This is a genomic window from Bradyrhizobium sp. USDA 4503 (assembly GCF_054055815.1).
This window is the reverse complement of the sequence record NZ_JBSRXS010000001.1, coordinates 12,875-38,979: the sequence shown is the minus strand read 5'-3', so window position 1 is coordinate 38,979 and position 26,105 is coordinate 12,875. Positions and strand designations below refer to the sequence as shown.

General features: G+C 65.8%; 23 protein-coding genes and 2 pseudogenes. 17 read left to right on the top strand and 8 right to left on the bottom strand.

Translation table 11 applies throughout. The annotated features are described in order from the left end of the window. Positions 1-159 precede the first annotated feature (159 nt). From ACVMIH_RS00160 to ACVMIH_RS00110, 11 genes are all read left to right on the top strand, one after another. Positions 160-525 carry a hypothetical protein gene (locus ACVMIH_RS00160; RefSeq protein ID WP_016841849.1) on the top strand — a complete coding sequence of 122 codons (366 nt, stop codon included), beginning with the start codon at positions 160-162 and terminating at the stop codon, positions 523-525. Between the two features lie 57 nt (positions 526-582). After that, positions 583-990: a DUF4332 domain-containing protein gene (locus ACVMIH_RS00155; RefSeq protein ID WP_018270650.1), complete on the top strand. Its 408-nt coding sequence runs from the start codon at positions 583-585 to the stop codon at positions 988-990. A gap of 105 nt (positions 991-1,095) precedes the next feature. Then, complete coding sequence (folP, locus tag ACVMIH_RS00150) at positions 1,096-1,935, top strand: dihydropteroate synthase (RefSeq protein ID WP_456860268.1); 840 nt, start codon at positions 1,096-1,098, stop codon at positions 1,933-1,935. Further along, entirely contained in the window at positions 1,932-2,312 is a 381-nt protein-coding gene (gene folB / locus ACVMIH_RS00145; RefSeq protein WP_016842351.1) for a dihydroneopterin aldolase, read from the top strand. Before folP ends, folB begins: the two co-directional genes overlap by 4 nt. 6 nt (positions 2,313-2,318) lie before the next feature. Then, entirely contained in the window at positions 2,319-2,810 is a 492-nt protein-coding gene (gene folK / locus ACVMIH_RS00140; RefSeq protein ID WP_028331647.1) for a 2-amino-4-hydroxy-6-hydroxymethyldihydropteridine diphosphokinase, read from the top strand. A 105-nt stretch (positions 2,811-2,915) separates the two neighbouring features. Next, the gene (locus tag ACVMIH_RS00135) at positions 2,916-4,790 is read left to right on the top strand and encodes a methylmalonyl-CoA mutase family protein (RefSeq protein WP_316394567.1); all 1,875 of its coding nucleotides are present in this window, start codon (positions 2,916-2,918) and stop codon (positions 4,788-4,790) included. Next, entirely contained in the window at positions 4,787-5,257 is a 471-nt protein-coding gene (locus ACVMIH_RS00130; protein WP_057015646.1) for a GFA family protein, read from the top strand. The genes ACVMIH_RS00135 and ACVMIH_RS00130 overlap by 4 nt, the downstream gene beginning before the upstream one ends. A gap of 55 nt (positions 5,258-5,312) precedes the next feature. Continuing rightward, positions 5,313-7,469, top strand: a complete 2,157-nt coding sequence (gene scpA, locus ACVMIH_RS00125; protein ID WP_456860266.1) for a methylmalonyl-CoA mutase — start codon at positions 5,313-5,315, stop codon at positions 7,467-7,469. A gap of 73 nt (positions 7,470-7,542) precedes the next feature. After that, positions 7,543-8,307: an RsiV family protein gene (locus ACVMIH_RS00120; protein ID WP_141339584.1), complete on the top strand. Its 765-nt coding sequence runs from the start codon at positions 7,543-7,545 to the stop codon at positions 8,305-8,307. 318 nt (positions 8,308-8,625) lie between these two features. Then, positions 8,626-9,618, top strand: coding sequence for a methylmalonyl Co-A mutase-associated GTPase MeaB (meaB, locus tag ACVMIH_RS00115; protein ID WP_057015650.1), 993 nt, complete (start codon positions 8,626-8,628; stop codon positions 9,616-9,618). Further along, positions 9,615-10,262, top strand: a complete 648-nt coding sequence (locus ACVMIH_RS00110) for a pyroglutamyl-peptidase I family protein (RefSeq protein ID WP_456860264.1) — start codon at positions 9,615-9,617, stop codon at positions 10,260-10,262. The genes meaB and ACVMIH_RS00110 overlap by 4 nt, the downstream gene beginning before the upstream one ends. Before the next feature lie 32 nt (positions 10,263-10,294). Here the strand turns inward: ACVMIH_RS00110 and ACVMIH_RS00105 are convergent, their stop codons facing one another. Continuing rightward, on the bottom strand, positions 10,295-10,585 hold the full coding sequence (locus ACVMIH_RS00105) for a hypothetical protein (RefSeq protein ID WP_057015652.1): 291 nt from the start codon (positions 10,583-10,585) through the stop codon (positions 10,295-10,297). A gap of 527 nt (positions 10,586-11,112) precedes the next feature. Between ACVMIH_RS00105 and ACVMIH_RS00100 the strand changes: the two are divergent. Beyond that, a pseudogene (locus ACVMIH_RS00100) lies at positions 11,113-12,487 on the top strand (TIGR03808 family TAT-translocated repetitive protein). 77 nt (positions 12,488-12,564) lie between these two features. Here ACVMIH_RS00100 and ACVMIH_RS00095 read toward each other — a convergent pair. The 4 genes from ACVMIH_RS00095 to ACVMIH_RS00080 all read right to left on the bottom strand — a co-directional run bounded on the left by ACVMIH_RS00095 (position 12,565) and on the right by ACVMIH_RS00080 (position 16,621). After that, positions 12,565-13,059, bottom strand: a complete 495-nt coding sequence (locus ACVMIH_RS00095) for a TIGR03809 family protein (protein WP_057015654.1) — start codon at positions 13,057-13,059, stop codon at positions 12,565-12,567. Between the two features lie 553 nt (positions 13,060-13,612). Then, positions 13,613-15,298 (bottom strand): S8 family serine peptidase, encoded by a 1,686-nt coding sequence (locus ACVMIH_RS00090; RefSeq protein WP_456860262.1) that lies wholly within the window; start codon positions 15,296-15,298, stop codon positions 13,613-13,615. 37 nt (positions 15,299-15,335) lie between these two features. After that, on the bottom strand, positions 15,336-16,055 hold the full coding sequence (locus ACVMIH_RS00085; protein WP_057015656.1) for a hypothetical protein: 720 nt from the start codon (positions 16,053-16,055) through the stop codon (positions 15,336-15,338). Further along, positions 16,052-16,621, bottom strand: a complete 570-nt coding sequence (locus ACVMIH_RS00080; protein ID WP_016843228.1) for a sigma-70 family RNA polymerase sigma factor — start codon at positions 16,619-16,621, stop codon at positions 16,052-16,054. Before ACVMIH_RS00080 ends, ACVMIH_RS00085 begins: the two co-directional genes overlap by 4 nt. A 417-nt stretch (positions 16,622-17,038) precedes the next feature. On the opposite strand from ACVMIH_RS00080, the gene ACVMIH_RS00075 reads away from it, so the two are divergent. Both ACVMIH_RS00075 and ACVMIH_RS00070 read left to right on the top strand, forming a co-directional pair. Then, the gene (locus ACVMIH_RS00075) at positions 17,039-18,187 is read left to right on the top strand and encodes a GGDEF domain-containing protein (protein ID WP_057015657.1); all 1,149 of its coding nucleotides are present in this window, start codon (positions 17,039-17,041) and stop codon (positions 18,185-18,187) included. Positions 18,188-18,243: 56 nt separating this feature from the next. Next, positions 18,244-19,350, top strand: a complete 1,107-nt coding sequence (locus ACVMIH_RS00070) for a DUF2336 domain-containing protein (RefSeq protein WP_057015658.1) — start codon at positions 18,244-18,246, stop codon at positions 19,348-19,350. Here the strand turns inward: ACVMIH_RS00070 and ACVMIH_RS00065 are convergent. Further along, positions 19,347-19,985, bottom strand: a complete 639-nt coding sequence (locus ACVMIH_RS00065) for an NrsF family protein (RefSeq protein ID WP_057015659.1) — start codon at positions 19,983-19,985, stop codon at positions 19,347-19,349. The genes ACVMIH_RS00070 and ACVMIH_RS00065 overlap by 4 nt on opposite strands. Before the next feature lie 2 nt (positions 19,986-19,987). Next, positions 19,988-20,533 carry a sigma-70 family RNA polymerase sigma factor gene (locus ACVMIH_RS00060; RefSeq protein WP_057015660.1) on the bottom strand — a complete coding sequence of 182 codons (546 nt, stop codon included), beginning with the start codon at positions 20,531-20,533 and terminating at the stop codon, positions 19,988-19,990. 324 nt (positions 20,534-20,857) lie between these two features. Between ACVMIH_RS00060 and ACVMIH_RS00055 the strand changes: the two genes are divergently transcribed. Next, positions 20,858-21,541, top strand: coding sequence for a hypothetical protein (locus ACVMIH_RS00055; protein ID WP_057015661.1), 684 nt, complete (start codon positions 20,858-20,860; stop codon positions 21,539-21,541). A 124-nt stretch (positions 21,542-21,665) separates the two neighbouring features. After that, positions 21,666-22,445, top strand: a complete 780-nt coding sequence (locus ACVMIH_RS00050) for an enoyl-CoA hydratase (protein ID WP_016843234.1) — start codon at positions 21,666-21,668, stop codon at positions 22,443-22,445. A gap of 75 nt (positions 22,446-22,520) precedes the next feature. Here ACVMIH_RS00050 and ACVMIH_RS00045 read toward each other — a convergent pair. Then, positions 22,521-24,393 (bottom strand): annotated as a pseudogene (locus ACVMIH_RS00045) (acetyl-CoA hydrolase/transferase C-terminal domain-containing protein). Between the two features lie 242 nt (positions 24,394-24,635). Here ACVMIH_RS00045 and ACVMIH_RS00040 point away from each other — a divergent pair. Then, positions 24,636-26,054: a TolC family outer membrane protein gene (locus tag ACVMIH_RS00040; protein ID WP_143271176.1), complete on the top strand. Its 1,419-nt coding sequence runs from the start codon at positions 24,636-24,638 to the stop codon at positions 26,052-26,054. Positions 26,055-26,105 lie beyond the last annotated feature (51 nt).

Genomic DNA, 26,105 nt, shown 5'->3' with positions numbered 1-26,105 from the left:
GTGTGAATCCGCCGCTCAATCTTGCAGAGGTGCAACACTCCCGACGCGATCGAAAAAGAAAACGAACTGAAATGCGCGGATCGCTTGTATTTCGTGACACAGGCGCTCAAGATAAATCTTCAAGAATGATCCGGCAAAAACCGGTTGAGGCGGGGCAATATGGACGAATTGGTTGGGCAGCTGGCCGCGAAGGCCGGCATCGACGGTGCTGTCGCTGAAAAAACCATCGGCATCGTTCTGGGTTTCCTCCGTAACGAGGGACCTTCCGACAAAGTTCAGGCTCTGATCGACCAAATCCCCGGCGCCGAAGCGGCAATCGCCGCCTCCAACAACAGCGGTGGTCTATCGCGGTTGATGGGTGGCGGTCTGATGGCTGTCGGCACCCGGCTGATGGCGCTTGGATTGAGCATGAGTGAGATTCAGAACGTCGCGCGTGAACTTTTCAGGTTCGGCCGCGACAAAATCGGAGCGGATCAAATGGGCGAGATCATCTCGGGGACGCCGGGCCTCAGCCAGTTTGCCTGAAGCATTCTCCCAAAACGCCATTGCACGTGCGCTCCCTTCTACCTGCATACGAGTATCATGACATACCCCCTCTCCGAGATCGAAGGCCTGTCCGCCTATTGCGCCACCAAACTGAAATCGCAGGGTATCCGCACGACCGACGCACTGCTTGAAGCCGCCCGCACCGTCAAGGGACGCAAGGCGCTCGCCGCCAAGACCGGGATCAGCGAACAACAATTGCTCGAATGGGCCAACATCTCCGACTACATGCGGATTCCCGGCATGGGCAAGGCGAAGGTCGGCCTGGTCCGCGCCGCCGGCGTCACCACCGTGCGCGAGCTCGCGCACCGCAACCCGTCGCGGCTCGCGCAGAGCATGAAGGACGCCAATGTGCGGCGTAAGCTCGTCCGCGTGATGCCGTCGGAGAAGTCGGTCGAGCTGCTGATCGAAGAGGCACGCAAGCTGCCTCCCAAGATCACCTATTAGCCTGTCTTAACGGCATTCGGCCGCCGGCCGCGTCACCCGCCATCGCCACACCTTGACTTGCCGCTGCGGTCAGCGCAAAGCCACCGCATGATGGCGAGCAAGCCCATGGCATCGACGGTGACCGGCCCGGCCGTATCGGCGCTGCTGCCGGCGCTGTTGTCGCGGCCCTATCCGGCCGTGATGGGCATCCTGAACGTGACGCCGGACTCGTTCTCCGACGGCGGCCAGTTCGCCGCACCCGAAGAGGCGCTGGCGCAGGCCCGCAAGCTGGTCGCCGAGGGCGCCGATATCATCGACATTGGCGCGGAATCCACCCGTCCCTACGGCTCGCAGCCGGTCACCGCCGAGGCCGAGATGGCGCGGCTGAAGCCCGTGCTTGCCGACGTGATCGCCCTTGGCGTGCCGGTCTCGATCGACAGCATGAAATCGGAGGTCGTGGCCTGGGCGCTCGACCAGGGCGCTGTCATCGCCAACGACGTCTGGGGCCTGCAGCGCGATGCCGGCATGGCGCCGCTGGTCGCCGCACGCGGCGTGCCCGTGATTATCATGCACAATCGCGAGCAGGCCGATCCGGCGATCGACATCATGCAGGACATCGCCGCCTTCTTCGAGCGCTCGCTCGCGATCGCCGCAAGCGCCGGCATTTCGCCCGACCGGATCGTGCTCGATCCCGGCATCGGCTTCGGCAAGACCCCGGAGCAGAGCATGATCGCGCTGGCGCGGCTTGCCGAGCTCGACGCGTTCCACCTGCCGCTGCTGGTCGGCGCCTCGCGCAAGCGCTTCATCAGCACGGTCGCGCCGTCGGAGCCGCAACAGCGGATCGGCGGCTCGATCGCGGCGCATCTGATCGCCGCGCAGAATGGCGCCCGCATCATCCGCGCGCATGACGTCGCCGAAACCGTTCAGGCGCTGCGCGTGGCCGCAGCAATCGAGGGACAGCAATGACCGATACGATCTTCATCACCGGGATCGTCATCCATGCCCGTCATGGCGTGATGGAACATGAAACGGAGGTCGGGCAGCGCTTCGTCATCGATCTCGAGCTCTATACCGACCTCTCGGAATCCTCGCGCACCGACCGCCTTTCAGATACGGTCTCCTATTCCAACGTGGTGGCGACCGCGACATCGGCATTCAAGAACACCAACTACAAGCTGCTGGAGCGCGCCGCCGGCGCGGTGGCCGAGGACATCCTGGCGAGCTTCCCGCGCATCCGGGCGGTCAAGGTCACGGTGCACAAGCCGCACGCGCCGATCGCCGCGATCTTCGACGATGTCGGCGTCGTGCTGACCCGCTCGCGCCATCAACCGCCCCAGGGTTGAACGCAGATGGCTGACGTCCTGATCGCCCTCGGCGGCAATGTCGGCGACGTCCGCACCACGTTTCGCAAGGCGATCGCCAATATCTGCGGCATGACCCAGGCCGCGCTTATCGCACGCTCGTCGGATTATTCGACGCCGCCCTGGGGCGAGCAGCAGCAGGACAGCTTCATCAACGCCTGCATCGAGATCGAGACCAGTCTCGATCCGCATGCGCTGCTGTTCACGCTGCACAAGATCGAAGCCAAATTCGGCCGCGACCGTGCCAATGAGCAGCGCTGGGGGCCGCGCACCCTCGACCTCGACCTGATCGCCTATGACGACGTCACACTGAACAAGCCGGAACTGACGCTGCCGCACCCGCGTTTGTTCGAACGCGCCTTCGTCTTGGTGCCGCTCGCCGAGATCGTTCCTGACCGCGTCATCGCCGGGCGCCGCGTCGCCGATGCGCTGGCGAAGGTCTCTACAGACGGTATTTTCCGTCTAGCGGACCTCGATTAAAGCGAAACCACCGCAAACAACCGTTTGGCTTGGCCGCCCGCCCGTGGCAATTTCCGGCCAAATCAAGGGGCCCCGCGCGGGGCCGGTGAAGGACGATTTGGGCGGATGACGACCTCGACTGACGATTTGGCTCTGGCTTCGGATTTTCGACCTGCGACCTATGACGACTGGCGCAAGCTGGTCGACGGCGTGCTGAAGGGCGCCCCGTTCGAGAAGCTGGTCGGCAAGACCTATGACGGCCTGAAGATCGATCCGATCTACCGCCGCGCCGCCAATTCAAGCCCGCTTGCCGGCCGCGCCGCCGCTGCACCCTGGCAGATCCTGCAGCGGGTCGATCATCCCGATGCCGCACAGGCCAATGCGCAAGCGCTGCAGGATCTTGAGAACGGGGCGACCGGCCTCGAATTCGAGTTCGCCGGGGGTCCCGGTGCGCGCGGCTTCGGTCTTGCCGACGCCAGCAAGAAGACGCTGGCGCGCGCCTGCGGCGGCGTCCATCTCGATGCCGGCATCATGATCGCGCTCAATCCGGTGATCGGCCGCGAGAACGCCGGCGAGACCTTTGCCGACATGGTCGAGGCCCGCAAGCTCGACCCGGCCAAGCTCGATCTGCATTTCAATTACCAGGCGCTCAGCACCATGGCCGTGCGCGGTGCTGCGGCCATCGCCTGGCCCGACTACGAAAAGTCGTTCGGCCAGGTCGTCAATGGCCTCATCAAGCGCGGCTTCAAGGGGCCGTTCGTGCTGGCCGACGGCCGGCCGGTCCATGATGCCGGCGGCTCCGAGGTGCAGGAACTCGCGTTCACGCTCGCGCTTGGCCTCGCCTATCTGCGCATGCTGGAGGGCGCCGGCATCGAGCTCGACGCGGCGCGCGCGGCGATCTCGTTCCGCCTCAGCGCCGACGCCGACCAGTTCCTGACGATGGCGAAATTTCGCGCGCTGCGGCTGCTGTGGGCACGTGTCGAGCAAGCCTGCGGACTTGCGCCGAAGCCGATCTTCGTCAACGCGCAAACCGCCTGGCGGATGCTGACCCAGCGCGATCCCAATGTGAACATGCTGCGCGCGACGATCGCGACCTTTGCGGCCGGGCTCGGCGGCGCCAATGCGATCACAGTGCTGCCGCACACGCTGGCGCTCGGCCTGCCTGATGACTTCGCCCGGCGCGTGGCGCGCAACACGCAACTCGTGCTGCTCGATGAGTCCAACCTCGCCAAGGTCTCCGATCCCGCGGCCGGCGCCGGCGGCATCGAGACGCTGACCTCGCAGCTCTGCGAGGCGGCGTGGACGCTGTTCCAGGAGATCGAGAAGGCCGGCGGCATCTTCGCCGCACTCGAGCAGGGACTGCTGCAAAACAAGGTCACCGCGACGCGATTGCTGCGCGAGACCAATGTGGCGAAGCGCCGCGACGTGCTGACCGGCGCCAGCGAATTTCCGGATCTGCGCGAGGCCGCCCCCGCGGTGCTGGATGTGAAACCATCAGCGCCGGCGTCCCTCGCCGGCGCCAAGGTGAAGTTCGACGCCCTCGCGCCGATGCGGCTTGCCGAACCGTTCGAGGCGCTGCGCGACAAGTCGGATGCCGCGCTGAAGGCGCATGGCGCACGGCCGAAGATATTCCTGGCCAATCTCGGCACCGCCGCGGACTTCACGGCCCGCGCGACCTTCGCCAAGAGTTTCTTCGAAACCGGCGGGATCGAGGCTATCGACAGCGAGGGTTTTGCCGACGCGGCGGCGCTGGCCGCGGCCTACAAGGCCTCGGGCGCTACGCTGGCGTGCATTTGTTCCTCAGATAAGGTCTATGCCGCCAGCGCCAGTGAGGCCGCCAGGGCCCTTCAAGGCGCCGGTGCAAGGCATATCTATCTGGCAGGGCGGCCCGGCGACCAGGAAGCGGCGCTGCGGGCGGCCGGCATCGGCGAGTTCGTCTTCGCCGGCGGTGATGCGCTGGCGACATTGCGCGACGCCTATCGGCGGATGGAGCAGACATGAGCGCAGAGGCACCATCGACACCCGTTCTGACCGGCGGCTGCCAGTGCGGCGCCGTCCGATTTGCCGTCTCGGCGGCACCGACCCGGATCAGCATCTGCCACTGCCGGATGTGCCAGAAAGCGTCCGGGGCGCCATTTGCCTCTTTCGCCGACATCGATCGCAACGACTTCAGATGGACCCGCGGCAAGCCCGCCGCGTTCAGGTCCTCCTCGATCGCCGAGCGCGACTTCTGCGCCGCCTGCGGAACGCCCCTGAGCTTCCGCCGCATCGACGGGCCCCGCATCGAGATCATGACCGGCGCCTTCGACCGGCCCGACCGGGTGATACCGACGCAACAATTCGGAACCGAGTCCCGCCACGGCTGGGTGGTCGGCATCGCCAACCTGCCGAGCCAGACCACGATGCAGAATTACGGACCGGACAAGATGGCGACCATCGTCAGCCATCAGCATCCGGACCACGATTGAGTTAGAAGCTACAGCGATTGATCGAACGCAATCGCCAGTTTGAGGAAGCCCAGGGATGACCCGCATTCCCAATTTCGCCGATGTCGCCTTCCAGCCCGTGGCCAGTACGGCCCCGGCTGCGAGCGCCGAGCCGTGGCTGACGCCCGAGGGCATCCCGGTGAAATCCGTCTACGGCGAGGCCGATCTCGAAGGCATCGACTTCCTCGAGACCTGGCCGGGCATCGCGCCCTATCTGCGCGGCCCCTACCCGACCATGTATGTCAACCAGCCCTGGACCATCCGGCAATATGCCGGCTTCTCCACGGCAGAGGACTCCAACGCGTTCTATCGCCGTAACCTCGCGGCCGGACAGAAGGGCCTGTCGGTCGCCTTCGACCTCGCCACCCATCGCGGCTATGACTCGGATCATCCGCGCGTCTCCGGCGACGTCGGCATGGCCGGCGTTGCGATCGATTCCATCTACGACATGCGCACGCTGTTCGCCGGCATCCCGCTCGACCAGATGAGCGTGTCGATGACCATGAATGGCGCGGTGCTGCCGATCCTCGCGCTGTTCGTCGCGGCTGCCGAGGAACAGGGCGTGCCGCCGGAGAAACTGTCGGGCACCATTCAGAACGACATTCTGAAAGAGTTCATGGTGCGCAACACCTACATCTATCCACCTAGCCCCTCGATGCGGATCATCTCCGACATCTTCGCCTACACCTCGCAGCGGATGCCGAAATACAATTCCATTTCCATTTCCGGCTACCACATGCAGGAGGCCGGCGCGACGCAGGACCTCGAGCTCGCCTATACGCTGGCCGACGGCGTCGAATATCTGCGCGCCGGGCTTGCCGCGGGCCTCGACGTCGATCGTTTTGCCCCTCGCCTCTCTTTCTTCTGGGCGATCGGCATGAACTTCTTTATGGAAGTCGCCAAGATGCGCGCCGCGCGGCTGTTGTGGGCCAAGCTGCTCAAGCAGTTCAATCCGAAGGATCCGCGCTCGCTGTCGCTGCGCACCCATTGCCAGACCTCGGGCTGGTCGCTGACCGCCCAAGACGTGTTCAACAACGTGATGCGCACCACGATCGAGGCGATGGCGGCAACCCAAGGCCACACCCAGTCGCTGCACACCAACGCGCTCGACGAGGCCCTGGCGCTGCCGACCGACTTCTCGGCGCGCATCGCCCGCAACACCCAATTGTTCCTGCAGCAGGAGAGCGGCACCAACCGCATCATCGATCCCTGGGGCGGCTCCTATTATGTCGAGCGGCTGACCCGCGATCTCGCGCAGAAGGCCTGGGGGCACATCCAGGAGGTCGAGGCGCTCGGCGGCATGGCCAAGGCGATCGAGGCCGGCGTGCCGAAGCTCAGGATCGAGGAAGCTTCCGCCAAGACGCAGGCGCGGATCGATGCCGGCCGGCAGGCGGTGATCGGCGTCAACAAGTTCAAGCCCGAGAACGAGAAGCCGATCGACGTTTTGAAGGTGGAGAACTCCACCGTGCGGCGGCTGCAGATCGACAAGCTGGCGCGGCTCAAGAAGGAGCGCAACCAGAAGGACGTCGATGCGGCGCTCGCCGCGCTTACCCGCTCGGCGGGCGAAGGCAACGGCAATCTGCTGGCGCTCGCCATCGACGCCGCGCGCGCCAAGGCCACCGTCGGCGAGATTTCAGGCGCGATGGAAAAGGTGTTCGGTCGCCACCGTGCCGAGATCAAGTCCATCACCGGCGTCTACAAGCGAGAGGCAGCGGCGATGTCCAACAAGGTCGAAAAGGTGCAGGCGCTGATCGATGCGTTCGAGGAGGCCGAGGGTCGTCGTCCCCGCATCCTGGTGGCAAAAATCGGCCAGGACGGCCATGACCGCGGCCAGAAGGTGATAGCGTCGGCGTTCGCCGATGTCGGCTTCGACGTCGATATCGGACCGCTGTTCGCAACCGCCGACGAAGCTGCGCGGCAAGCGGTCGAGAACGACGTCCACATTCTCGGCGTCTCCTCGCTCGCCGCGGCACATCTCACCGCGGTGCCCGAACTGAAGGCCGCGCTGAAGAAACACGGCCGCGACGACATCATGATCATCATCGGCGGCGTGGTGCCGCCGCAGGATTACGACGCGCTGTATGCCGCCGGCGCCGAGGCGATCTTCCCGCCGGGCACGGTGATCTCGGATGCCGCCGAGGAGCTGATCCACAAGCTCAACGCCCGGCTCGGCCATAGCGCTGCAGCGGAGTAACGCTGCCGCGCTTGCCCCCTGCCACCTGGAGTTTTTCATGCGCGCCGATCGCTTGATGACGCCTGCCCGCATCATGGCTTTTACCGGCCTGCTGGCCTGCCTCTGCCTGCCCGCCATCGCCGCCGATCCGAAGCCCGACGCGTCGATCAAGAATGCGAGCATCGAGGCGAGCGTCTATCTCGACGACAGGATCAAGGCAGATAGCGCGCTGGCGGCCGATTGCCTCGCCGAAGGCAAGACGTGGATCGACAAGAATGCCGCCGAGGCTGCGGCCGACCGCAAGCAGGAGCCTGACCTCTTCAAGGATCGTGGTGGCTACTCGTTCGAACGCAAATACTCGGAGCGCTCCGTCGTCGACGGCCGCTATGTGAGCGTGCTGCGCGATGACTACATGGACACCCACGGCGCGCATCCGAACTCCGACGTCAACACCATCCTGTGGGACACCACCGCGAAGAAGCGCATCAGCATCCGCCCGTTCTTCACCGAGACCGCAGACAACGGCCCAACCCTGACGGCGATGCGCAAGGCGGTCATCGCCGCGCTCAACGCCGAGAAGAAGCGGCGCGATGCCGGCGAGACCGCAACCGCCGAGTGGTACAAGGAGATGAAGCCGACCCTGCTCAAGATCGGCGCCGTGACGCTGGCGCCGTCGACCGAAGCGGGCAAGAGCTCCGGCCTCACCTTCCACTACCCGCCCTATGCCGTCGGCCCCTACGCCGAGGGCCAATACGTGATCTTCGTGCCGTGGGAGACGCTGAAACCCTATCTGACACCGGAAGGCGCAAAGATCTTCGCCGGCGCACGGCCGAAGGGCGATGCGGACGAGCAGCAATAGTTCGTAGCCCGCATGAGCGAAGCGATATGCGGGGCCGGTTTCCCCTGACATCGCGGAGCCTGTCATCGGGCGCGCGTTCGCGCGACCCGTTGGCTCACCCGGGCTACGGGTGTCTGCACGATTTCTGGATAATGGAAGAATGCCGCTGAGTTGCCCGACGTGTCAAGTAGCCTTGTCGCACGTGCCTTGTCGCACGCCGGCTGCCAGCCGCCGGCTCCTTTGCATGGGGTTGTTTTCGACATTTTGGCAGTGCGCCCCTGCGACGTGCCGATCCGCGTTCCCCTCGCCTGCCATGGCCAGCCGTTGTAAACCAACACCATGACCTCACCGAAGCCTGCCGCTCCCGACATCCGCGCCCTCGCCAAGGACCTCCGTGCCGGCCACCGTGCCGCGCTGGCGCGGGCGATCACACTGGTCGAGAGCCGGCGCAGCGACCACCAGGCGGCGGCGCGCGAGCTGGTGCAGGCGCTATTGCCCGACACCGGCAAGGCGGTGCGGGTCGGCATCACCGGCTCGCCCGGCGTCGGCAAATCGACCACCATCGATGCGCTCGGCATGTTCCTGATCGAGCGCGGCCACAAGGTCGCGGTGCTGGCGGTCGATCCCTCCTCGGCGCGCACCGGCGGCTCGATCCTCGGCGATAAGACCCGGATGGCGCGGCTCGCCGTCTCCGACCAGGCCTTTATCCGTCCCTCGCCCTCCTCGGGTACGCTCGGCGGTGTCGCGGCGAAGACCCGCGAGGCGATGCTGCTGTGCGAGGCGGCCGGCTTCGACGTCGTGCTGGTCGAGACCGTCGGCATCGGCCAGTCCGAGACCGCGGTCTGCGATATGACCGATTTCTTCTTGGCCTTGATGCTGCCCGGTGCCGGCGACGAGCTGCAGGGCATAAAAAAGGGCCTTGTCGAGCTCGCCGACATGATCGCGATCAACAAGGCCGACGGCGACAACCTCAAGCGCGCCAACCTCGCCGCCGCCGACTATCGCAGCGCGCTGCACATCCTGGCGCCGCGCTCCGAGCATTGGCATCCGCCGGTGGAGACCTATTCCGCGCTGACCGGCGCCGGGCTCGACCGGCTCTGGCAGAAGATCCTCGACCACCGTACCGCGATGAACGCCTCGGGCGAGTTCGCCGGCCGCCGCCGGGAGCAGCAGGTGAAGTGGATGTGGTCGATGCTGGAGAGCCGGATGATGGCGCGGCTGCGCTCGGATGCCGCGATCCGCGCCAAAGTGAAGAAGATGGAGGCCGAGGTCGCCGGTGGCCGCATCTCGCCCGCGGTCGCCGCCGAACAGATCGCGGAGATCCTGCATTGAGCGGCAGGCTGCGCATCCTCGTCACCGGCTTCGGGCCGTTTCCGGGTGCGCCGTTCAACCCGACCATGCCGTTGGTGAAGCGGCTGACCGCCCTGCGCCGCCCGGCCTTCGACGACGTCGCGCTGTCGAGCCACATCTTCGACGTCACCTACGCGGCCGTCGATCGCGAATTGCCGGAGCTGATCGCAGAACACCGCCCGCAGGCGCTCTTGATGTTCGGCCTCGCCGGCCGCACCGACTATCTGCGGATCGAAAGCCGTGCCCGCAACGCGGTGACCACGCGCTTCCCCGACGCCGGCCGCCAGCATGCACGCAAGGGATCGATTGAGGGCGGCGCCGATGCGCGCATGTTCGGGCCTCATACTGAAAAATTACTGCGCGCCGCGCTGGCGACCGGGATCGACGCGCGAGCCTCGCGCGACGCCGGCAGCTATCTCTGCAACTATCTGAGCCGGCGCGCGATCGAGGCCGTCAACGGCGACAATGACTTGCGCCTCGCGCAATTCGTCCACGTCCCGCCGCTCGCCCATGACGGCACGGCTGCACCCGGCAAATCATCGATCACGCTGGAAGCGCTCGTCGATGCCGGCGAGGCCATGCTGATGGAACTGGTGAAACTGACCCGGCAGGCCTCGCGCGCGTGAGCGCGCGGATCGGGCGGTGTAAGTACACGTCCCTAGTTGGCATCCTCCAACTCACGCGTACGCAAGCTGCGCATCATTTCAATGAACTCAGGCTCCGCAGGATCGATCTTGCGGAATCTGTAAGGCTCGAACCCAATCATCGGAGGAGGTAGCGCGACGCCCGCTAGCCCGACGGTCAGACTCCCCGTCCAGGTCGTCCCGATGAAATTGACACGGTAGATGCGCCCCTTGTGCAGCAGATGATGGATGGGCACTACCGGCCCAATGGCTCCTTTCTTCGGGCCATTGTCGATGCAGACAACCAGGTCTCCTACGTCAAACACCGGTCTCTCCTCTCAAGCCAGCGGGCGAGCAATACTCCAGACGTCAACCGTAGACCCCGGCAAATACTAAAATTGGATCGAATGACGAGGTCTGCAACGGGTTGAATTCAGTGTCGTCCCGGCGAAGGCCGGGACCCATAACCACGAAAGATCATCGTCGCTGCGATGATGAGTCGCGTTCACAACACAAGCCGCGGCGTATGGGTCCCGGTCTTCGCCGGGGCGGCCTGGGAAGGAGTCGTGGGCCCGCATTCTCCCCGGTGTCAGGCCCGCGAAGGCCGGGCATCCAGTACGCCGCGGCCTCTCGATTCAAGCACCGGCGGCTCTGGAATTCTGGATCACCCGCATGCGCGGGTGACGACACCAAGGAACGACTGTTTGACAACGTGAATCGGTTGCACCCGCGATTAACCCTACCGCCAACAATCGCCGCGCTGCGTCGGCGTGTTCACCATGCCGCGCCGCCTTTCGCGCTACCACTCGACCCGCGAACGTCACCGCTCGCGAATGTTGCGAGGGCCTTGCCCATGGACGTCAACCGCCGCCATCTGATCGGAGTAACCGCCGCCGGCGCAGCCGGCGCGCTTGCGATGTCGCCGGACGCCGCGCGTGCCGCCGCGCCATCGACCGGCTCGCTCGGCCGCGACGTCACGCAATATGGCGTGCACCCCGGCAGCCCGGACGACCAGACCCGCAATCTGCAGCGCGCGATCGACGACGCCGCGCGGGCGCAGGTGCCGCTGGCGTTCCCGCCCGGCGTCTACCGCACCGGCCTGTTGCGGCTTGCGCCCGGCAGCCAGCTAATCGGCGTGCGCGGCGCCAGCCGGCTGGTGTTCAACGGCGGCGCCTCGCTGCTGGAGGGCGAAGGCGCCGGCGGCGTCGTCCTGATGGGCCCTCAGCTTCGACGGCGGCAACGTCCCGCTGCCGAACCGGCGCGGCCTCGTGCACTGCCTGTCCGGCCGCGACATCCGCATCACCGATTGCCGGTTCACCGGCAGCGGCGGCAACGGCATCTGGTTCGAGCAGATGTCGGGCGACGTCAGCAACAACGTCTTCACCGAGATCGCGACCACGGCGCTGGTGTCGTTCGACGCGCTGGGCCTGATGGTGTCGCGCAACACCATTAAGGGCACCAACGACAACGGCATCGAGATCCTGCGCACCGCGATCGGCGACGACGGCTCGATCGTCGCCGACAACCGCATCGAGGACATCAAGGCCGGCCCCGGCGGCTCCGGGCAGTACGGCAACGCCATCAACGCCTTCCGCGCCGGCAACGTGATCGTGCGCGGCAACCGCATCAAGAACTGCGACTTCTCGGCGGTGCGCGGCAATTCGGCCTCCAACATCCACATCACCGACAACAGCGTCAGCAATGTCCGCGAGGTCGCGCTCTATTCGGAGTTCTCGTTCGAGGCCGCGGTGATCGCCAACAACACCGTCGACGGCGCGGCGATCGGCGTCTCCGTGTGCAATTTCAACGAGGGCGGCCGCATTGCGGTGGTCCAGGGCAACATCATCCGCAACCTGCTGCCGAAGCGTCCTGCAGGTACCGACCCGAACGACTGCGCCGGCATTGGCATCTATGTCGAGGCCGACAGCACCGTGACCGGCAATGTGATCGAGAACGCGCCGACCTTCGGCATCGTCGCCGGCTGGGGCAAGTACCTGCGCGACGTCGCGATATCAGGCAACGTGGTCCGCAACGCCTTCGTCGGCATCGGCGTCTCGGTAGTGCCGGGCGCCGGCACCGCGTTGATCAACAACAACATGATCTCGGAAACCCCGCGCGGCGCGGTGGTCGGGCTCGACCATGCCCGCCCGATCACGCCGGATCTGTCGGCAGGCGGCGCCCAGCAATATGCGCAGCTCGTGGTCGGCGCGAACGCGGTGCGGCGCTAGATCCGGAAAAGGGCGAAGCGGTTTTTCCTCGCGACAAGCACGGAGATCACGCTCAAAAAATAAGCGAGAGCGGTCGCCTACAGCGTGTTGCGCAGCAGTGGATAGCGCCGCTGGATGGTGTCGAGATCGAGCACCGGCGGCGGCGGCATGACCGGCGGCATCTCCAGCGGCGGCGCGTCGGCGACCGTGGGCGGCTGCTCCAGCACCTCGGCCGCCGTTTCCAGCGCGGCCGCGACCGCTTTCATCGCCGCCTCGGCCAGGACCGCAGCCTCCGGCCGGCGCGCGGGCGGCGGCGAGATGTGGGGCGGCGGCAGTTTCGACCTGCCGCGGCCGAGCCAGGACAGATCGATCGGCGAATTGTCGAGCGAGGCTTCGCGGGTCAGCAATTCGCGCCAGATGTCGACCGCGGCGCGGGCTTCCCTGATGTTCTCGAGAAAGGCCTGCTCGCTGTGATAGCGCCGCCAGCGCCCGGTATCGAACAGTTCGGTAAGGTGCTCCAGCCTTTGCTCGGCGAGGTTGCACCAGCGTGCAACGATCTCCTGGCCTCTGGCCACGTCGGTCCGATGTGTCATTCAAATTGCCCGCAGGAAAAGAAACGGACGCAGACGCAACCGAACGAACCGAACCGAATCAACTGGACGCGACGCCGATATTCTGTGGAAAAGGTAAATAAAGTCTAACTAAATTCTTAATCGCGAACGGGCGATCGAAGAAGTCCGCTCTACTACGGAGTTTCTCGCTCGAACTGCCTCAAGTCATCGACTTGCCGTGGTGGCGATGCGCACCGCTCCTGGGGCGGAATGATCCACAGCAAACCGTCGCAGCCGTCGCGCGTTTGCCCATCCCGTTGCGATCGGTCGGCGCCATCGCGCCGCGCACCGTCGAGTCCGTCACACAAGGGACCCCCAAAATGAAAGACCCGTCCGGGGGGACAACCGGACGGGTCAAAGCCATATGGGCGCTTGGGGTGGATGGGCGCTCGCGCCTGATATAGCCGGGGAGGGATAAACCGCTCCCACACACATAAGTCGTGAGAGGAAGGCGGACGTTCAAATCGCCGGCGATTTTTTTAACCTTCTCGCGCCGCGGTTCCATCGCACCGTTGCCGGCGTTCGGCGTCGAAAATCACTGCGCAGCACGGCGATTTGCAGCGGAATCCTCCGATGCGATCGACGGGGCGGGTTCATTCGACGTGCGGCTCACGGAAGTGTTATTGCTGTCGGCCTGCGGTGCAGGCTGCGACGGTTTGTCCGCGGCAGAGGCACCGGGCGCACTGGTCGCCGCCATCACCGCGGCAAGCGCGTCCGCCTCCCCTGCACCGAACAGATCGTCACGTCCAGGTGTCCCGAGATCGCGCGCCGTGCTGGTCAGGACCCGTCGCACCTCGGCGGGCTTCAATGCCGGATTGCGTTCCAGCACCAAGGCCGCGATGCCGCTGACGAACGCGGCCGAAAACGATGTGCCCGACATCAGCTGGTACTTGCCGTCGGGCACCGGCACGAGGAGATCGGCGCCCGGGGCCGCCAGCGCGATATGGCTGCCGCGGTTCGAGGCCGCCATCAGCCGGTCGCCGGCATCGGTGCCACTCACCGCGATCACATCGGGATGGGCGGCCGGATACAGCGGCGGCGATGTCGCGCCGGCATTGCCGGCCGCGGCGACCAGCACGACGTCCCGCATCACGGCAGCGGCCACCGCGCGCTCGACCAGGGCGTCCTTCGGTCCGGCGAAGCTCATGTTCACGATCTGCGCGCCATGCGCCACCGCGTAGTCGAGGCTCCTGAGGATCACATAGGAGGTGCTCCCGGCGCCGCCCGCGACCGCACCGAAGGCGCAGATCGCCAGGATCCGCACTTCCGGCGCGCTCCCCGTGAGCCTGACACGCGCCGCAATCGCGCCGGCAATGGCGGTGCCGTGGGCGTTTGGAGCATCCTTGCTGCCGAGCGCATCGAACGTATCGGCGACCGTGTTCGCCAATTCCGGATGGGCGGCGTCGACGCCGGAGTCGATCACGGCAATGGTGACATTCATCCCGCGCGCCAGCTTGTGAGCCGCGGGCAGATGCAGCTGTGTCTGGGCATATTGCGCCGGATCGCTGCCGCCCGACGCCTTATGGTCCTGCAGCGCGTAACGGTAGTTGGGCTGTACGGAGCGGACGCCGGCATCGCTTGCGAGCTCGCGGCTCGCCGTTTCGGCCGAACGATTGCCCAGGATGCGGAACAGGCCGATCGTCGCACCCAGCAGCGCGACATTCTGCGAGGCGATCCGCCTCAACCCATGACGGCGTGCGAGTGCATCTGCTTCCGCCTCCGTCAATGCACCGTCGATTTCGGCCACGAGCTCATTTGGCACGGTTCGCACGCTCGACGCATCCTGTGCATGCAAACTGCCGCCACCGCCGGCCCTGCCCTTCCGCGTTGCGCCCTTGCCGCCGTTGCCGGCGACCGGCCGGTCGGAACATTGGCCTCGATCGCCGTCATCGCAATTAGCGGAGAGACGGGGCGCGGGGCGCACAGGGGGCGGCACGCGCGGTCGCGGCCCATCGTCGGTCCACGACGTGGCCGGGCCACGGTCCACCGATAGCGGCGGCATGCGGCCAACTGGGCCGCCGAACCCGCCGGCGGGATTGCCACCAAGCTTTCCGATGCCGGGATTGGCCCGCAACCCGGGCGAGACCTGTGGCGCGCCGCCACCGGTCGGCGATCGCATGAAATTCTGGGCGGAGGCGGAGCCGGCAACACAGACCAGCAACAATGCTGTGGCTGCGGCGATCGCGTGGTTCGTCGATCTGGTCCGGCCGTTGGCGGCCATGGTGACCTCAACTCGGCGCAGAACCGTCAGCCGCCGATTACGGCGTTTCGACCGCGAGGCTGACGATCTTCTCCTTCTGCAAACGCGCAATCAGCGCAGCGACGCTGCTCTTGTCCATTGCGCGGAACTGCAGCCGGAACATCCCGCCCTTCCCGTCGAGGATCGAGGCCTGGTAATTGTCGAGCAGCGACGTGATGTCGGCGACCCTGGCATCGGGTGTGAAGCGCACCAGCAGCCGGGTCGGCGTCGCCGCCACGCTGGCGCCGAGGTCGCGCGTGATCGGCGCACTGGGCGCGACCGGCGCACTGCGCTCGGCGACATCGAGCGACGCCGTCTGGAACAAGGCCGGCTGGCTGCGCATCAGCACCGCGCCGATCACACCCGCCTGCAACAACACCACGACCGCACCGAGGCCGGACGACCACGCCAGCGTCCGCGGCGACAATTTCGAAAAGAACTCCGAGACAGAGGCCGACATGCGCGCGCCCATCGACGGCTTGTGCTCCGGCTCGGCATCGATCGCGGCGAACAGCTTCTGCATCGCGCGCGCCGAGGGCGCACCGAGGCTCTCGTTGAGGCCGATGGTCTCGGCATATTCCTCGCGAATGACGGCATACTGCCGAGCGAGCTCCGGATCGCTCGCAAGCGCCTCCTCGACGCGGCGCGTGTCACGCGCGTTCAGCGTGCCGGCCGCGTGCCAGGGCAGCAGCATCTCGATATCGTCAGGCTCTTGCACCTTTGTTCTCGCAGCCATCATGGCCAACCTCGCTCGACACCGGCTGCCTTCAGCAACTCGGCAAGTTTCTTGCGCGCATAGAACAGGCGCGTCTTCACGGTATTCTCCGGAATCCCCACGATCTCAGCGACATCTTCCACGGATTTCTCGTGATAGTAGACAAGATCGACAATTTCCCGATGTTCCGCCGATAGTCCCGTCAGGCACCTACGCAGCGTGTCACCGGTGTCCTTCTTCTGCACCACCGTTTCCGGATCGTCGGACGTGTCCTCGATCGCGTTCGCGGCCTCATCGTCCAGCTCGGCGTCCTTCCTTCGCCGCAGCGAAGACAACGCCTTGAACCGGGTAATCGCCAGAAGCCAGGTCGAAACGGCGGATCGTCCCTCAAACTTGCCCGCCTGACGCCACACGTCCAGGAAGACCTCGCTGATGAGATCTTCCGCCACCTGTTCGTCCCGCACGAGCCGAAGCCCGAAGCGGTACACCCTGACATGGTGCCGCCCGTACAGCACCTGCATGGCAAGCCGGTCGCCTTGAGCGATCCGAGCGATCAGAACGTCGTCTGAAGCCGCCTGTGTCGCGCTCAATGCCCGTCTCGCAAAGTTGGTCTGAAGGGGGCGGTGCGTGGTTCGACGCGAGAGCCAAGATTCTTCACATTACGGCAATGTCCGCACTGCATGTGTGATCTATGCCACAGTCGGCGCTTCCAATGAGAAAAAATCAGCCGAGACTCGATGAACGGTATCATAATAGTGGAAACTCTCGCGGACAGGCACCATCCGGCGCGACCATACCAAGGCTTTATCGGCACGCCAGCACCGTCACGAAGTCCGCCACAGCGCAGGCTTGCCGCACATCGCTCCCGTCTCGCCTCTGCGAACGGATTCCCCTTACGAAACAAGGGCGATGACCGGGCTACACCGGGGTAGATTCGGTTCCAAAAGATACCAAACCTAAAGGCTTTCCCACGTAGATTTTCGCCGGACTTCACCAATGGCGAGACCATGGGCAGCGCTGCGTCGTCACTTCCCAGTCCGATCGCGGGCGCATCGGAAAGCGGCCGTCCCAGGCTGACGGCCGAGCGCCTGGCGCGCCGGGCCAAGCAGCGCCGCCAGATCCAGTCGATGATCGCGGCCTGCTTCGTGCTCGACGCCGTCGTGCTGCTGATCTACGCGCATGGCGGCACCACGTCGGCTTGGGTGGCGGCCGCCTACGCGCTGACCGGTCTGTCTTTGGTCGCCGTCTATGTGGTGCTCTCCGAGCGCGGCTTTCACGAGCGCTTCCGCGACCACTATCTGGTCGCGCCGCAATCGGCGATCAACATGGTGAACCTGCTGGTGTTCACCTACATCGCGCCGGAAGTCGGCGTGCTGTTTCTCTGCAACCTGTTCGTGGTGTTCGGCTTCGGCGCGCTGCGCACCTCGGCGCGGCAGACTGCGATCGTCTGGACCGTCATGGTGCTGGGCCTCGCCGCGCTGTTCCTCGGCACCGACAAGGCGATCGGGATGCCGACCGCGACCCGGATCGATCGCCTCGCCACCATGCTGGTGTTCGCGCTGACGATCGGGCGCTGCATGTGCCTCGGCATCTTCTCCAGTTCGATGCAGCAATCGCTGTACCAGAGCGGGCTGAAGCTGAAGGAAGCCTACCGGCGCATCGAGGAGCTCGCGGAGCTCGATGAACTGACCGGCGCCTCCAATCGCCGCAGCATCATGCGCACGCTCGAAGAGGAGATCGCGCGCTGCGCGCGCAACGGCAGCTCCTGCGCGGTCGCGCTGATCGACCTCGACCATTTCAAGCGCATCAACGACGTCTACGGCCATCCGATCGGCGACGAGGCGCTGCGCACCTTCGCCATCGGCATGTTCGCCAACCTCCGCAGCGTCGATCGCTTCGGCCGTTACGGCGGCGAGGAATTTTTGCTGGTGCTGCCCGACCTGTCGCAGGATCAGGCGATGCGCGCGCTCGAGCGGCTGCGCGCGATCATCGCCGATCTCGACTGGAGCGCATTCTCGCCCGGCATGCGGGTGACGATCTCCGCGGGCGTCACGACGCTCAAGCCGCGCGAAAACTCCGATACGTTGCTCGCCCGCGCCGATGGCGCGCTTTACGCAGCCAAGGCCAGGGGACGCAACCGCATCGCCAGCGCCTGAAATCCTTTTCCTCTTCGGCGCCGGAGAAGCCGTCGCCACCGCTCCAGGACAGAGTCATGAGTTTGAAGCCCGAGACCGCCCCCGAAAGTCTGCTCGATGAGCTGCAGACGACGCTCGCACACGGCACCGTCGCACGCCGCGTCGAGACGCTGCGCCGCGTGACCGACCTCTTCATCAACGGCTCGGTGAACTATTCCAACGAGCAGATCGTGCTGTTCGACGATGTTTTCCAATGCCTGCTCGAGCACATCGAAAACTCGGCCAAGGCGCTGCTCGCCGACCGCCTCGCCCCGATCGATACCGCACCGCCGCAGACCATCCGCACCCTTGCCTTCGACGACCTGATCGAGGTCGCGGGCCCCGTGCTGACGCTGTCGCCGCGGCTCGACGACGACACCCTGATCGAAACGGCGCGCAGCAAGAGCCAGGCGCATCTGCTCGCGATCTCGAACCGCAAGATGCTGAGCGGCGCCGTCACCGACGTGCTGGTGCTGCGCGGCAATGACGAGGTGATCCAGAGCGCGGTCAACAATCCCGGCGCGGAATTCACCGAGCGCGGCTTCACCCGCCTGGTCAGCCGCGCCGAGGGCGACGACAACCTGTCGACCTGCGTCGGCCTGCGCCCGAACATCCCGCGGCATCTCTATCTCAAGCTGGTCGCCAAGGCCTCGGACGCGGTCAGGCAGCGGCTTGAGGCTGCCAATCCGCAGCAGGCCAAGGAGATTCCGATCGCGGTGAAGGAAGCGACGCGGCGCGCGCGCTCGGCGCCGGCCGCCGTGACGCCGAACACCACGATCGCGCATGCCTTGGTCAAGTCGCTCTACCAGGATGGCCGGCTCGACGAATTCCAGCTCGCAGCCTTCGCCGAGGCCGGCAAGTTCGACGAGACCAACGCCTCGCTCGCCGCACTCGCCAACGTCTCGGTCAGCGTCGCCGAGAACATGATGATCGAAACCCGCGCCGAGGGCGTCATGATCCTGGCCAAGGTCTCGGGCCTGTCATGGTCGACGGTGCGGGCGATCATCAACCTGCGCGACGACATCTCGGGCGGCGAGCCGACCGATCTGCAGGCTTGCAAGGACACCTATGAGCGGCTGCGGCCGTCGACCGCGCAGCAGGTGCTGCGCTTCCATCGCATGCAGCAGTCCGCGCCAGCGGCCTAGTAGCGTAGCGCCCGGTTTCCCATCAGTGCGCCGACGCTCGCGACGACCGCGGTCGCCAGCGTGTACCAGGTGGCGACGAACAGCGGCGAGTCATCCGTGCAGTGCGACGCGTAGACGGTTGCCGCCAGCCCTGCCGAGAGCAGGCCGGCTATCGCACCGGCGACCGCCGGCCGCGCCGGCGCGCCCTGCCGCAGCCCGTACAACGCGCCGACCAGCAGCGGCAGCGACATCGTGGGGATCGCGGTCATGCAGGCCATCGAATTCTTGCCGATCAGCCGCGTCATCATCGGCGTCCGCTGTGGCATCATCATCTCGCCGCTGATGGCGGCGACGAGGATGGCGGCGGGAATCAGCAGCCACCAGCCGAAGCCGCGCAGCGAAGCCTCCGGGCGCGACAGATGCAGGCTGACCGCGATCGCCGAGGCGGCAAGCGCCAGCGTCACGGCGAATTTCAGGTCGAAGAACGGATTGTGCATCGCGATCATCACGTCGGGCCGCACGCCGAGTTCGGCGAAGAAGATCAGAAGCGAGACCGGCGCCGCCGCCAGTAGTGCCAGCATCAGCGCAACACCGATCGGACGCGAGCGATAGGCATTGTCGGCGGCAAGGGTTCGAATGAGTTGATCGGTGTCCATGCTCATCGATCCCGTAATTTCGCAGTGAGGCTCGCAAGCCCACGATGCAGCGCGACCCGCACCGCGCCCTCGGTCATTGAGAATTTCGCCGCGGTGTCCTTGATCGAGGTGCTGTCGACCGCGATCGATTGCAGCACCTCGCGCTGCCGCGCAGGCAAAGCCTGCAACTGGGCGCTCACCTCGCCCGGCGAGGCCGTCGGTTCCGGCGTTTCCCCGGGCAGCGTCTCGGCGAAATCATCGATGTTGACGAAGATCCGCTTGCCGCGGCGGCGCAGCGCGTCGATCAGCTTGTTGCGCGCGATCGCGAACAGCCACGGCGCGAACGCCGCGCTGGTGTCCCAGGTCTGTCGCTTCAAATGTACCGCCAACAAGATGTCCTGCACGATGTCCTCGGACTGATCGACCGGTTGTCCCGCGCGCGCCAGGCCGCGGCGCGCGGCAGCACGGAGTACCGGCGTGATGGCCTTGAGCAGGCGATGGTACGCCGCATCATCGCCTGAAATGGCCGACCGCATCAGGCCGGTCCATTCATCCTCACGTTCGCGCACGCAGGCTCCTGAATTGCAATTCGGCCGATCTTTCAGTTCGTTACGCGGCATGCCAGACGATCACGAATTCGTGATCTCTATCCTCCGGCAAGACCGCGCCGAGGATCGGCCTCAAAGAATCGCTCCGGCGGGTTTCCAGACGTCACGGCTCATAACACCGATCGGTCCGACAAGCATCGGTGCTGCTGCCTCCGATGGGCCGCTGGGAAGAAATTGCCCAGCTTTTGCCCCCGGATGCCCGAAGATTCCCTTTTTCTGCCCCGGTGTGGACACGCAGCGGGGTCTCTTTTCGCCCTTGGGCGGGCGACATGGGGAGATCATCAAATGAAGATCAAAGCCAGCGGGCGCTTGGCATTGATGGTTGCGACAGGACTGACAGGGCTTCTCGTGTGTCTTGCGGCTCCGTTGCCGGCGCATGCGGCCGGTTCGGACGCATCGGCGTCGAAATCCGACAGCGCAACGACCGACAAGTCCGCCGGGCAGAGTTCGCGGCATGGCCGGCGCTCGGCGCGCCACCGGTCCTCCAAGACCGTTGAAAAGACCGCCGACAAATCCGACAGCAAGAAGGCCACCAACAACGACGCCGGCAGGGTCACCTCGGCAGGCATTCCCGCCACCGTCGCCAACGCCAATGCGGAGCTGACCTCCGGCGACGACAATGCAGCGGCGACGCCGGTGAAAGCCAATGTGTTGATTGCCGCGGCCGACAAGCCCGCAGACCAGTCCGACGGTAATGTGGTCGCATCCGACCAGCTCAACGAGGTCGACCGCGCCCTGCAGCAGGAGCAGCCGGCGGAACAGCCGCAGCCGGCCCAGCCGCAGACCGCTCAACAGGAGGCATCGCCGGCGCCGCCGCCGACGGTTGCCGTGGCTGCACCCAAGCCGGCCCCGGTTCTGGCGAGCAGCGACAGCGCGAGCTGGGACCAGACCTCGCTGATCGGGAAGATCTTCATCGGGTTCGGCGCTTTGCTCACGGTGGCCTCCGCCGCGCGCATGTTCATGGCCTAGCGGAGGCACCTGCGGTGCGGCGCGGGGGGCGCCGCACCGCAGCCCAAAGCCTCGTTTCAGCCACTTGAAGCGCATCCCGTCAGCGGGCACATTGCCCGGCAAATCAGGCACGGGGTTTGCGTCCATGGCTACGTTCGAATTCATCATTGTCGAAAGCAAGGGACCGGTCGGCGTCATCACGCTGAACCGGCCGAAAATGCTGAATGCACTCTCGTTCGGCGTGTTCCGCGAGATCGCCGCGGCGGTCGATGATCTCGAGGCCGACGACAAGATCGGCTGTATCCTGATCACCGGCAGCGAGAAGGCCTTCGCGGCCGGCGCCGACATCAAGGAGATGCAGCCGAAAGGCTTCATCGACATGTTCAACAGCGATTTCACCGCCATCGGCGGCGACCGCGTCGCCCGTTGCCGCAAGCCGACCATTGCCGCGGTCGCGGGCTATGCGCTCGGCGGCGGCTGCGAGCTCGCGATGATGTGCGACATCATCATCGCCGCCGACACCGCCAAGTTCGGCCAGCCGGAAATCACCCTCGGCACCATTCCCGGCATCGGCGGCACGCAGCGCCTGACCCGTGCGATCGGCAAGTCGAAGGCGATGGACCTCTGCCTGACCGGGCGGATGATGGATGCGGCGGAAGCCGAGCGCTCGGGCCTCGTGTCGCGGATCGTGCCGGCCGACAAGCTGCTCGAGGAGGCGCTCGCGGCAGCCGAGAAGATCGCCTCGATGTCGCGCCCGGCGGTCGCGATGGCCAAGGAAGCCGTCAACCGCGCGTTCGAGACGCCGCTCGCAGAGGGCATGAATGTCGAGCGCAATCTGTTCCACTCGACCTTCGCGCTCGAGGATCGCTCCGAGGGCATGGCGGCGTTCATCGAGAAGCGCAAGCCGGTCAACAAGAACCGCTAAAGCATGATCCGGAAAAGTGCGAAGCGGTTTTCCGGACAAGATCATGCTCAGACAACAGGCTAAAGCGCGATGATCTCATCGCGCTTTAGCCATTCGGCTCCGTTGCAATGCCGCGGTGACGAGCGCGCGATAGGCGCGCTCGGCGAAATGCGTCGGCTTGTCGAGACCGAGCCGCGCCAGGCATTCGCGGTCGGCGGCATCGGGCGGATGCCGCATGCCCTGCCACAGCAGGCCGGCGAGTTGCAGCGGCGTGTGCTGCGCCTGCTGCAAGATCTGCAAGGCCGGAATCAACCGCTGCTCGACATCGGTGAAGTCGCTGCCGAACGGGAATGACGGCAGCAGCCCGGCATGCGCGCGCGGGCCTCAGCGCATCGCCGATGCGCTCGGGATAATTTTCGCGATGCGCAGCAGGAATCTCGTAGCTGCGTTGCAGCTTGCCGGCATCCTTTGCCCGCCGCATCAATTCGCCCTGGAAGCGGGAGTCCGAGACCTGCAGCATCGCGGCGATCACGTCGGCATCGGATTTCCCCCTGACGTCGGCAACGCCATATTCCGTGACAAAGACATCGCGCAGATGCCGCGGGATGGTCTCATGTCCATAGGACCAGCGGATGTTCGACTGCGCCTGCTTGCCGGACTGACGGGTCGCCTCCAGCGCCAGCACAGAACGTGCGCCCTCGAGCGCGAATGCCTGCGCCACAAAATTATACTGGCCGCCGACCCCGCTCACGACCTGGCCGTTCTCGAGACCGTCCGAGATCGCAGCGCCGAGCAGCGTCGCCATCATCGCATTGTTGACGAAGCGCGCATCGACCCGGGCGCGACGCTTGCCGTCCTCGTCGCCGAAGATCTCGTTGGTGAAGGAAACCGGCATCATCTGGATTCGCGCCAGCTGCTCCGGTGCCATCTCGCGCAGCGCCCGGTAGAATGATGGCGGGCCCAGGAAGAATGCGCCGTGCAGGATCACGCCGCCGACCTCGCGCTTGAGGATGCCGGCGTCGATCAACCCGAGGAACGCCTCGAACAGCATCTCGCTGACGCCGTAGAGACCCTTTTCGAACGACCCGGTCTCGGCCGCGGCGAGTTGCCTGGTACCGGGCGCAAGGCGCTGCATGATGCCGTGGAATTGGGCGTTGTCGCGATGGCGGACCACGAGCCCCTGCGCCAGCGCGTCGCCGACCTGCCCGATGCCGATCTGCAACGTGCCGCCGTCGCGGACCAGACCGGCGGCGTGCAAGCCGATCGCATATTTGGTGTCGCTGATCGGCTCGGACGGAGGCGCGAACAGCGGGAAATCGGTCTCGGGACTGTCGAGCACCGCGGCGAATTCATCCGCCGGCAGGTCGCCGGCGCCGGGCATGAAGGGCAGCTCGGAATTGACCTGGCCGATCAGCTTGAACGACGCCCGCCCCTGCGCACGGGCGCGCAGCACGTCGAGCGTGGTGTCGGTGTTGCAGCTCAGGCTGTAGCGCGGCACGCCGTCGACCATGCGCTTGGCAACGAGCTGAGGCACGACATTCAGTCCGCGCGACAACAAATATGACGCCGCATGGGTGTAGTTGGCGGAAATGTAGTGCTGTTGCGCGAATGGCTGGTGCAGCCACTGCCCCGCGAGGAAGAAGAACTCGATCACCTTGATGTTGGGCGGAAGTGCGCCGTGATGCAGCGCATCCGCGTAGGCGAGATCTGGATAGCCGCCGAACAGGCGATCGATCACCGGTCCGATGAAGCGCCGTTCGAGCAGGCTCTTCGGCTTCGGCTTTTCCAGCGTCAGCGCGGAGAACAGCGTCAGGTTGATGGAGCGGTCGGCCACTGCTCGCGCATACAGCGCGTTGACGATGTGGTTGGCCTTGCCGAGGCCGAGCGGCAGCCCGACCACCAGTTCGGTTCCGACGTCACGAATGATGTGCTCCGCGATCGCCTCGGGGTCGGAGAAGAATATCGGCATCAGCAATGGACCCGGACGAGACGGTGGATAACCGGCATCGTTGAATCGACGGCCGGCGGTTCAAACTTATACTTCATATGACCGATACGTGCGCCTGTGACGAACCGGCAACAGACAAGAACTGAAATGATGTGCAGATGTCGCGCGGCGGTTTGTCTGTGGCGGCACCGCCCCGTAAACAGGTAGATGTGTCGGCGGCGTCGGCGGGGGCGCACTGCCGGAGTATTGGTTTGCGGGATCACATGGTTGAGCGTGCCGCGAGGGTCGGCGACGTAGCGAGGCGCGTGCTTTTGTCGGGCATCGGCCTTGGCGCGCTGGCATGTGCGCTGCTGACGGAGACCGCGGCACGCGCCGAGAGCCTGCCGGACGCCCTGGTCAAGGCGTATCAGACCAATCCGCAACTCAACGCCGAGCGGGCGCGCCAGCGTGCGACCGACGAGAACGTGCCGCAGGCGCTGGCCGGCTACCGTCCCCAGATCATCGCCGGCCTGTCGGTTGGTCTGCAAGCGGTGCGCGACCAGCTGCCCGGCAATGTGATCCAGACCGCAACGCTGAAGCCGTGGCAGATCGGCGTCACGGTGACGCAGACCCTGTTCAACGGCTTCAAGACCGCCAACAGCGTCCGCGTCGCCGAGTTGCAGGTGCAGTCCGGCCGCGAGGCGTTGCGCAATGTCGGCCAGGGTGTGCTGCTCGACGCGGTCACCGCCTACACCAACGTCCTGGCCAACCAGACCCTGGTCGAGGCGCAGCGCGCCAACGTCGCCTTCCTGAAGGAGACCCGGGCAATCACCGAACGGCGCCTTAATGCCGGCGACGTGACGCCGACCGATACCGCCCAGGCCGAGGCGCGGCTCAACCGCGGCCTTGCCGATCTCAACGCCGCCGAGGTCAATTACGCGATCAGCCAGGCCACCTATGCGCAGGTGGTCGGCAACGCACCATCCCAGTTGCGCCCGGCCGAGACCATCGACCGGCTGTTGCCGCGCAGCCGCGAGGATGCGATCGCGCTCTCGCTCCGCGAGCATCCCGCCGTCACCGCGGCAGGCTTTGACGTCGACGTTGCCTCGACCTCGATCCGCGTCGCCGAGAGCAGCCTGATGCCGAATGTCTCCGTGCAGGGCAGCGTCAGCCGCAGCCGCGACACCGACACCACGCTCGGCAGCTTCGGCACCGATCAAGCCTCGGTGATCGGTCAGGTGACGCAGCCGATCTATGACGGCGGCACCGCCGCATCGCAGACCCGGCAGACCAAGGAAGTCGCGGCGCAGAGCCGGCTGGTGCTGGATCAGGTCCGCAATCAGGCCAAGACCGCCGTGGTCAGCGCGTGGGTCGCCAATGAGGGCGCCAAGATCGCGGTGTCGGCTTCCGAGTCCGAGATGAAGGCCGCGGAGGTTGCGCTGGCTGGCGTGCAGAAAGAAGCCGCGGGCGGCCAGCGCACCACGGTCGACGTGCTCAACGCGCAGCAGGATCTGATCACCGCGCGAGCACGGCTGATCGGTGCGCAGCGCGACCGCGTGATCGCCTCCTACACGCTGCTCAGCGCGACCGGGCGCCTCGACGTCAAGACGCTGAACCTGAAGACGCCGGACTATCTGCCCGAGGTGCACTACCATCAGGTGCGCGACGCCTGGCACGGCCTGCGCACGCCGTCGGGACAATAGGCATCGTGGAACCGTTCGCACCGCGAACGGGCCCTTCCCGCCCGCTCTCTC

What these genes read in the sequence shown, in the direction of transcription:
- ACVMIH_RS00160 (WP_016841849.1), top strand. Translation starts at nt 160, where the DNA reads ATGGACGAATTGGTTGGGCAGCTGGCCGCGAAGGCCGGCATCGACGGT.
- ACVMIH_RS00065 (WP_057015659.1), bottom strand. Translation starts at nt 19,985, where the DNA reads ATGGACACCGATCAACTCATTCGAACCCTTGCCGCCGACAATGCCTAT.
- folK (WP_028331647.1), top strand. Translation starts at nt 2,319, where the DNA reads ATGGCTGACGTCCTGATCGCCCTCGGCGGCAATGTCGGCGACGTCCGC.
- folP (WP_456860268.1), top strand. Translation starts at nt 1,096, where the DNA reads ATGGCATCGACGGTGACCGGCCCGGCCGTATCGGCGCTGCTGCCGGCG.
- scpA (WP_456860266.1), top strand. Translation starts at nt 5,313, where the DNA reads ATGACCCGCATTCCCAATTTCGCCGATGTCGCCTTCCAGCCCGTGGCC.
- ACVMIH_RS00090 (WP_456860262.1), bottom strand. Translation starts at nt 15,298, where the DNA reads ATGGCCGCCAACGGCCGGACCAGATCGACGAACCACGCGATCGCCGCA.
- folB (WP_016842351.1), top strand. Translation starts at nt 1,932, where the DNA reads ATGACCGATACGATCTTCATCACCGGGATCGTCATCCATGCCCGTCAT.
- ACVMIH_RS00135 (WP_316394567.1), top strand. Translation starts at nt 2,916, where the DNA reads ATGACGACCTCGACTGACGATTTGGCTCTGGCTTCGGATTTTCGACCT.
- ACVMIH_RS00130 (WP_057015646.1), top strand. Translation starts at nt 4,787, where the DNA reads ATGAGCGCAGAGGCACCATCGACACCCGTTCTGACCGGCGGCTGCCAG.
- ACVMIH_RS00070 (WP_057015658.1), top strand. Translation starts at nt 18,244, where the DNA reads ATGAGTTTGAAGCCCGAGACCGCCCCCGAAAGTCTGCTCGATGAGCTG.
- ACVMIH_RS00050 (WP_016843234.1), top strand. Translation starts at nt 21,666, where the DNA reads ATGGCTACGTTCGAATTCATCATTGTCGAAAGCAAGGGACCGGTCGGC.
- ACVMIH_RS00120 (WP_141339584.1), top strand. Translation starts at nt 7,543, where the DNA reads ATGGCTTTTACCGGCCTGCTGGCCTGCCTCTGCCTGCCCGCCATCGCC.
- ACVMIH_RS00085 (WP_057015656.1), bottom strand. Translation starts at nt 16,055, where the DNA reads ATGATGGCTGCGAGAACAAAGGTGCAAGAGCCTGACGATATCGAGATG.
- ACVMIH_RS00155 (WP_018270650.1), top strand. Translation starts at nt 583, where the DNA reads ATGACATACCCCCTCTCCGAGATCGAAGGCCTGTCCGCCTATTGCGCC.
- ACVMIH_RS00075 (WP_057015657.1), top strand. Translation starts at nt 17,039, where the DNA reads ATGGGCAGCGCTGCGTCGTCACTTCCCAGTCCGATCGCGGGCGCATCG.
- ACVMIH_RS00055 (WP_057015661.1), top strand. Translation starts at nt 20,858, where the DNA reads ATGAAGATCAAAGCCAGCGGGCGCTTGGCATTGATGGTTGCGACAGGA.
- ACVMIH_RS00040 (WP_143271176.1), top strand. Translation starts at nt 24,636, where the DNA reads ATGGTTGAGCGTGCCGCGAGGGTCGGCGACGTAGCGAGGCGCGTGCTT.
- meaB (WP_057015650.1), top strand. Translation starts at nt 8,626, where the DNA reads ATGACCTCACCGAAGCCTGCCGCTCCCGACATCCGCGCCCTCGCCAAG.
- ACVMIH_RS00095 (WP_057015654.1), bottom strand. Translation starts at nt 13,059, where the DNA reads ATGACACATCGGACCGACGTGGCCAGAGGCCAGGAGATCGTTGCACGC.